This is a genomic window from Pseudomonas sp. P7779, assembly GCF_013386315.1.
Taxonomy (GTDB): Bacteria; Pseudomonadota; Gammaproteobacteria; order Pseudomonadales; family Pseudomonadaceae; genus Aquipseudomonas.
Genome location: NZ_JACARZ010000047.1, coordinates 26,301 through 33,987, shown reverse-complemented (window position 1 = coordinate 33,987; position 7,687 = coordinate 26,301). Strand labels below are relative to the sequence as shown.

Here is a 7,687-nt window from a genome sequence, read left to right as displayed (position 1 = left end):
CGCTGTAAGAGCGGAACCATAGGTGGCCGTTACCGAAAAAACGGATATGTACTCAAACCAATCGCCAAAAAAAACGGCCTCATCTGGAGGCCGTTTCTCATCACATCTCAACGCTTAGGTGCGCATCCCACGCCCACTCACCAGCAACCGCGCACACCCCACATACAGCACCACAGTCGCCACCAGCATAAAGGTGATCGCCACACTGATCTTGATATCCGAAACGCCCAAGATCCCATAGCGAAACGCGTTAACCATATGCAACACCGGGTTAGCCAACGACACCGTCTGCCAGAACGGCGGCAGCAAGGTGATCGAATAAAACACCCCACCCAGATACGTCAGCGGCGTAAGAACAAACGTCGGAATAATCGAAATATCATCAAAGTTGCGCGCAAACACCGCATTGATGAACCCCAGCAACGAAAAGATAGTCGCCGTCAGCACCACCACCAACAGGGTGATCCCGAGGTGATGCACCTGCAAATGGGTAAAGAACAGCGACAGCAACGTCACAATCACCCCAACCATCAACCCGCGCAGCACACCGCCCAGGGTGTAGCCGATCAAAATCGTATGAGGCGACACCGGCGACACCATCAATTCCTCGATGGACCGCTGGAACTTGCTGCCAAAAAAGCTCGACACCACGTTGCCGTAGGAGTTGGTAATCACCGACATCATGATCAACCCTGGCACGATGTACTCCATATAGGTGAATCCACCCATATCACCAATCTGCCGACCAATCAGGTTACCGAAGATCACGAAGTACAAAACCATGGTGATCGCCGGCGGCAGCAAGGTCTGCGGCCAGATCCGGGTAAAGCGCTTCACTTCGCGATAAACGATAGTCTGCAGCGCGACAAGGTTGGGTTGCAGTTCCGAACTCATACCGCCACCTTCGCCAGATTTTTCTCCACCAGGGACACAAACAACTCCTCAAGGCGATTGGTTTTGTTACGCAGGCTCAGCACCTCGATGTTCTGGGTAGCCAATTGGCCAAACAGCGCGGTGATGCCCACGGCTTTGTCCACCTGGACTTCCAGGGTGTGGCTGTCCACCAGGCGATTCGGGTAGCCGATCAACTGGGGCGCAACCGTCATGTCGTTTTTCAGGTCGAGCAGGAAGGTCTCGACGTGCAACTGGCTCAGCAAATTACGCATGCTGGTGTTTTCGACAATGGTGCCGTGGTCGATGATGCCGATGTTGCGGCACAGCTGCTCAGCCTCTTCCAGGTAGTGCGTGGTGAGGATGATGGTGATGCCTTTCTGGTTCAGCTCGGTGAGAAACGTCCACATCGAACGACGCAGCTCAATGTCCACGCCCGCCGTCGGCTCGTCGAGGATCAGCAGGCGCGGTTCGTGAACCAGGGCGCGAGCGATCATCAAGCGGCGCTTCATGCCCCCGGACAGGGAACGCGAAGGCACGTCGCGCTTGTCCCACAAGCCCAGTTGCGTGAGGTATTGCTCGGCGCGTTCCTTGGCGATCTTCGGCGGGATGCCGTAGTAACCGGCCTGGGTCACGACGATGTCGAAGGTCTTTTCAAACTGGTTGAAGTTGAACTCCTGGGGCACCACGCCGATGCTGCGCTTGAGCGCCGCCGGGGATTTGTCCAGGTCGTTGCCAAAGATGTTCACCGTACCGGTGGTCTTGTTGACCAGGGTCGAGAGAATCCCGATGGTGGTGGATTTGCCGGCGCCATTGGGGCCGAGCAAGGCGAAGAAATCACCTTCGGCGACGTCCAGATCGATACCACTCAGGGCCTGGAAACCGTTGCCGTAGGTTTTGGTTAGCTGCCGGATGGACAGAGCGGAACTCATATCGGATTACGCACCAAAGAAGAGGAATAGAATTGTTACATGAGGGCAGACCGCACGGAATACAACGGCTGCGCGTGACAAGCATGGTGCTTGTCCGCGCCGCACAAGTACAGTAACCCGTATTAATAGTCGGTATCAGGTCAACGCGGTCATGACCGATTTCTGATAGGCCGGGCGCTGGCGCAGCCGCTGGTACCAGGCTTCCAGGTTAGGCATCGACGGGCGTTCGATGGGCATTTCGAACCAGGCATAAATGAAGCTGCCCAAGGGAATATCACCCATGCCGATCTCGCTGCCGGACAGGTAAGGTTGCGTGGCCAAGGCCTGATCCACCGTCTGCAAAACGTCGATGCAGGCCTGGCGACCGGCGTTGATGGTGTCCCAGTTCTGTTTTTCAGCCGGGGTTCGCAGCACGCCCCAGAACACGGTCTTGAACGGTTCGGCCAGGGTCGAGGTGGTCCAGTCCATCCACTTTTCCGCGTTGGCCCGGGCTTGCAGCTCGCTGGGGTACCAGTTCGAATCCGGCGCATGTTTGGCGGCCAGGTAGCGCACGATGGTGTTGGATTCCCACAGCACAAAATCGCCATCTTCAATCATCGGCACCCGGCCATTGGGGTTCCGCGCGCGGTATTGCGGCGTGTCGACCACACCAAAAGCCCCACCCGCATCAATTGCCTCATAGTCCAGGCCGAGCTCCTCGGCGCACCACAGTGCTTTCCTGACATTTGACGAATTTTTACGACCCCAGATTTTCAGCATGACCGCCCCGATTTTGAAAAAGATGGTTGGATAAATGCCGGGGCAGCATACGCCGGATCACGTCCGGCTTAAATCACTCTGCATGTCCCCCAGCAGGATCGGCATCTGCTCGCCAAACAGGTGCGGGTAACATTTCTGGATGTGGGCGAAGAAGAATTCCTCGGGCACCTCGGCAAATTGCCCATGGTCCACCACGTACTCCATGGAGCGCTGGCCCTTGCGGTTGAAGGCGTGGAAAACACTGTCGTGAATGCCGTCGAACTCCAGGGGTGGCACATCGAACAGTTCACACAGTTGCTGGTTGAATGCGGGCGTGGCCTTGACCCAACGGCCATCCAGATACAGTTCGGTGTAGCCATGCATGGCAAATACGTCACTTCTGAGCAGCTCGATCAAACGGGGCGTCGAGAGGTGGTTACGCACGTCGGCCAGGCCGATGCGCGCCGGGATCCCGCAGTGCCTTGCGCACGCCGCCAGCAATGTTGCCTTGGGCACGCAATAACTCTCGCCGGCCGCCAGTGCAAAGCTGCCGCTGAGGGTTTGCGGGTCGCGACTGAAGGTATAGGGGTTATAGCGCACCGCCTCGCGCACAGCGTAGTAAAGACTGACTGCCTGGTCACGAAGTGCGGCACCCGAACCGCGATGTTTTTCGGCGAACTCCACCACCGCAGGGTGGTCACTATCGATGAAGCGGCCGGGATTCAAGTACGCATTCATGAGGTTGATCTCCGAGGCAAGCCTTGAGTCTAACCACAGGCCTGCTCTCTGCGATAACGACGATTCGGCCAAATGTCGGCGCCTGGTGGTGATTCGACCTGGCACACCACGTAACACCCTCGTCACCCCGCTTGTTCGGATGCCGACTAAGCTCTGAGGTGATTTCGCACCTGGTTTCACGGAGGATTGAATATGCTGTTGTTGTGGATACTGGTTCTGGTGGTGGGCATTGCCTACCTGGCGCACCGGCGCATCGCGCCCCTGCCCGCCATCGGCGTGGTCGCCGTCTACCTGTTGGCGATGGGCGCCTTCAGCCACGCACCAGGCTGGTTGCTGCTGATCTTCTGGGTACTGATCGCCGTGGTAGCCGCCCCGCTGCTGCTGCCGGACCTGCGCCGCAAGTACTTCACCGCGCCGCTGTTCAACTGGTTCCAGAAAGTCCTGCCGCCGATGTCCGAGACCGAGCGCGACGCCATCGACGCCGGCACCGTGTGGTGGGACGGCGAGCTGTTCAGCGGCCGCCCCGACTGGGACAAGCTGCTGGCCTATCCCAAGGCGCAACTGACTGAAGAAGAACAAGCCTTCATCGACGGCCCTACCGAAGAACTGTGCGCCATGGTCACCGACTGGGAAATCGGCCAGGCCATGGACCTGCCACCCGCCGCCTGGGAACACATCAAGCAGCATGGCTTTTTTGCCCTGATCATCCCCAAGGAGTTCGGCGGCAAAGGCTTCTCCGCCTATGCCCACTCCCAGGTCGCGATGAAGCTGGCGACCCGCAGCGGCGACCTCGCCTCCACGGTCATGGTCCCCAACTCCCTGGGCCCGGCCGAATTGCTGCTGCACTACGGCACCGATGAACAACGCAACCATTACCTGCCACGCCTGGCCCGTGGCGACGATATCCCGTGCTTTGCCCTGACCGGCCCACTGGCCGGTTCCGATGCTGGCTCCATGCCCGACACCGGGGTGATCTGCAAAGGCGAATGGGAAGGCAAGGAAACCCTCGGCCTGCGCCTGAACTGGGAAAAACGCTACATCACCCTCGGCCCGGTAGCGACTTTGCTCGGCCTGGCCTTCAAGGCCCATGACCCGGATCATCTGCTGGGCGACAAAGAAGACCTGGGCATCAGCCTCGCGCTAATCCCCACCGACACCCCGGGTGTTGAAATTGGCCGCCGTCACCTGCCACTGGGCGCCGCGTTCATGAACGGCCCCAACTCCGGCAAGGATGTTTTCATTCCGCTGGAATTCCTGATCGGTGGCCAGGAAATGCTCGGCAAGGGCTGGATGATGCTGATGAACTGCCTGTCGGTAGGCCGTTCGATTTCCCTGCCTGCCGTCGGAACGGGCGCGGCCAAGTTCACCAGCCTGGTGACCGGCCAGTACGCCCAGGTGCGTGAGCAGTTCAACGTCCCGCTGGCGGCCTTTGAAGGCATCCAGGAAGCCCTGGCCCGCATCGGCGGCAACGCGTGGCTGATGGACAGCGCGCGGATGCTCACCGCCAACGCGGTCGACCTGGGGGAGAAACCCTCGGTATTGTCGGCGATCCTCAAGTACCACCTGACCGAACGCGGCCGCGAATGCATCAGCCACGCGATGGACGTGCACGGCGGCAAGGGCATCATCATGGGCCCCAACAACTACCTGGGCCGCAGCTGGCAGGGCGCGCCGATCTTCATCACCGTGGAAGGCGCGAATATCCTCTCGCGCAACCTGATGATCTTCGGCCAGGGTGCGATTCGCTGCCATCCGTTCGTCCTCAAGGAAATGGCCCTGGCCGGTCGCGAAGACCATGACCAGGCGCTGAAGGAATTCGACGGCCTGCTGCTGCAGCACATCGGCTTTGCCGTAGGCAACGCCGCCAGCACCCTGGCGTTGAACCTCGGTTTCGGTCACTTCGAAAAGGCTCCGGGCAACAGCCTGAGCCAGGGCTATTTCCGCGCACTCAACCGTCAGGCCGCGGCGTTTGCGATGCTGGCGGACCTGAGCATGATGCTGCTGGGCGGCGAGTTGAAACGACGCGAACGCCTGTCGGCACGTCTTGGTGATGTGCTGAGCCACATGTACCTGGCATCGGCTGCACTCAAGCGTTATCACGACCTGGATTCGCCAGACCACCTGGAACCGCTGTTCGCCTGGGCCATGGAAGAGAGCCTTGGCCACTCCGAGCGTGCACTGGATGAACTGCTGACCAACTTCCCGAGCAAGGTGTTGGGTTGTCTGTTGCGGGTGATCGTGTTCCCGTTCGGCCGCCGTCATAAAGGCCCGTCCGATGCGCTGGATGCCGAGGTGGCCGCAGTGCTTGGTCGCGCCAAGGGTGACCCGACCCTGGAAGCGGTGCTGGCTGGCTGCTATCGCCCACAGTCTGCAGAAGATCCGGTGGGCGCCCTGCAACATGCCTACGACCTGTTGGCCGACAGCCATCCGTTGCAGAAAAAACTCCACGAAGGCCTCAAGAGCGGCCAGGTCAAACCGACCGCGGGCGAACACGCCATCGATGCCGCGCTGCATGCCGGCGTGCTGCAACCGGCCGAGGCGCAAACCCTGCGTGACGCTGAAGCGGCGCGACGCAAGGTGATCGACGTAGATGATTTCAGCAAGGAAGAACTGAGCCAGGCCGAGGGAAAAGTCCGCTGATCCCAGCGGTCATATAAAAACGGGTAGAGTGCCCTGCCTCACAAATACTGATCCCTTTTGACGGCGTCTGTTGTCGTCATGCTGCGTTGCCGCTCCTCGCCATAGCAAGCTATGACTCGTCGCGGCGCCTTGCCTGACAACAACAGCCACTCGTCAAAAGGAATCGTATTTGTGAGGCAAGGCACCGAGCTATATACTCTCGCGCCCGTTTTGCTCTTGAGGACTTATCTCGTGTCCAACGTCGTTGCCGATCATCTCGTCTTGCTCGACCACCTGCGCAGCATCCTGGTTGCCGTCGGCGAAGCCGAACAGGTTCCCGAGGAAAGCCACCTCCTGTTCCTGGAGCGCTTCGATGAACTGCGCGCCTTGCTGCCCATCGACCCGATCGAAAGCCAGTACCTGGGCCAGGACATGATGAGCCAGGTCATCCTGCGCTACCCGCAAATTGCTCACCTGGTACCGCGCGACCTGCTGTGGTTCTTCGGTGGCGACTGCCTGCACTTCATGCCCGACGACGAGCTGGACCTGTACCAGGCCTTGGAAGAACGTCGCTTCGAAGCTGAACAGAACGACGAACCGTTCGACTGGAACCAGGAAAAGCAGTTGTTGGCCATGTCCAATGACCAGCCCAAGCACTGATTTCAGGGCTAACGCAGATCAAATGTGGGAGCGGCGTTGCGACGGTTCGACTTGCTCGCGAATGCGGTGCTTCAGTCAATATTTTAGGTGACTGAACCACCGCATTCGCGAGCAAGCCCGCTCCCACATTTAAACTGAATTCCTACCGTTTCTTCAGCGTCGGCTCTTTGGCCATGCACTCCACCAGATAATCAATAAACACCCGCAACTTCGGCGGCAGGTACCGCGTCGGCGAATGCAGTAACCACGCATCCCCGTGGTACGACGCAATGAAATCCCACCCCGGCAACACCTGCACCACCTCCCCCGCCTCCAGCGCATGCCGCGCCGTGAAATACGGCAAGCTGCCAATCCCCACATGTTGCAATACCGCATCCAGCCGCACGCCTGTGTGATTGGCCGCATACCGCCCGCGCACGCCCACCGTCACCGCCTTGCTGCCCTGGCGAAACTTCCAGCGCGCATCCCCCGGCGTCTCACCCAGGTAGATGCAACTGTGCTCTAGCAAATCATGGGGATGCTGCGGCGTACCGTGCTCCGCCAGGTACCGCGGCGTGGCGCAGATCAAATGCTCGATCGGCAGCAACTGGCGCCCCACCAACCCCGGCGGCGGGCTGTCGGTGATGCGGATACTCAGGTCGACATTGTCGTCAATCAGGTCCACATGCCGGTCCTCCAGGATCAACTGCACGTCGACCTTGGGATAACGCCGCAAAAACTCCGGCATATGCGGATGCACCACAAAACGCCCTACCGCCTTGGGCACGCTGACCCGCACCAGCCCTTCGGCTTCATGGGTGTATTGGCCGCTGATTTCCATCACCGACCGCGCAGCACTGACCATTTCCTGGCAGCGCTTGAACACCTCTTCGCCACCTTCGCTGAGGCGCAACTTGCGCGTGGTGCGTTGCAGCAGGCGAGTCGCCAGGGCCTTTTCCAGGCGTGAGATGCTGCGGCTCACGGAGGACGGCGATGCTCCCAGTTGGCGCGCAGCCTCGGAGAAGCTGCCGGTTTCCACCACCTTGACGAAAATCGCCATTTCGCCCAGCAGCGGCAAGGGAAGATTGATGCTCATGACGCACAAGTCCATTGAGATTTGAACGGATTAT

7 protein-coding genes are annotated in these 7,687 nt (G+C 59.6%); 2 read left to right on the top strand and 5 right to left on the bottom strand.

The features are described from left to right. Positions 1–114: 114 nt before the first annotated feature. From HX869_RS15380 to HX869_RS15365, 4 genes are all read right to left on the bottom strand, one after another. On the bottom strand, positions 115–894 hold the full coding sequence (locus HX869_RS15380) for an ABC transporter permease (RefSeq protein WP_003217229.1): 780 nt from the start codon (positions 892–894) through the stop codon (positions 115–117). After that, positions 891–1,823, bottom strand: coding sequence for an ABC transporter ATP-binding protein (locus HX869_RS15375; protein WP_003217227.1), 933 nt, complete (start codon positions 1,821–1,823; stop codon positions 891–893). Before HX869_RS15375 ends, HX869_RS15380 begins: the two co-directional genes overlap by 4 nt. A 135-nt stretch (positions 1,824–1,958) precedes the next feature. Continuing rightward, positions 1,959–2,582: a glutathione S-transferase family protein gene (locus tag HX869_RS15370; RefSeq protein ID WP_102369632.1), complete on the bottom strand. Its 624-nt coding sequence runs from the start codon at positions 2,580–2,582 to the stop codon at positions 1,959–1,961. 57 nt (positions 2,583–2,639) lie between these two features. Then, positions 2,640–3,299, bottom strand: coding sequence for a transglutaminase family protein (locus tag HX869_RS15365; protein ID WP_178903290.1), 660 nt, complete (start codon positions 3,297–3,299; stop codon positions 2,640–2,642). 192 nt (positions 3,300–3,491) lie between these two features. On the opposite strand from HX869_RS15365, the gene HX869_RS15360 reads away from it, so the two are divergent. Together HX869_RS15360 and HX869_RS15355 are read left to right on the top strand one after the other, a co-directional pair. After that, positions 3,492–5,939: an acyl-CoA dehydrogenase gene (locus tag HX869_RS15360; RefSeq protein ID WP_178903289.1), complete on the top strand. Its 2,448-nt coding sequence runs from the start codon at positions 3,492–3,494 to the stop codon at positions 5,937–5,939. Positions 5,940–6,170: 231 nt separating this feature from the next. Then, positions 6,171–6,578 carry a PA2817 family protein gene (locus HX869_RS15355; RefSeq protein ID WP_003217220.1) on the top strand — a complete coding sequence of 136 codons (408 nt, stop codon included), beginning with the start codon at positions 6,171–6,173 and terminating at the stop codon, positions 6,576–6,578. Positions 6,579–6,720: 142 nt separating this feature from the next. Here HX869_RS15355 and HX869_RS15350 read toward each other — a convergent pair whose 3' ends face one another. Next, the gene (locus HX869_RS15350; protein WP_003217218.1) at positions 6,721–7,653 is read right to left on the bottom strand and encodes a LysR family transcriptional regulator; all 933 of its coding nucleotides are present in this window, start codon (positions 7,651–7,653) and stop codon (positions 6,721–6,723) included. Between the last annotated feature and the right edge of the window lie 34 nt (positions 7,654–7,687).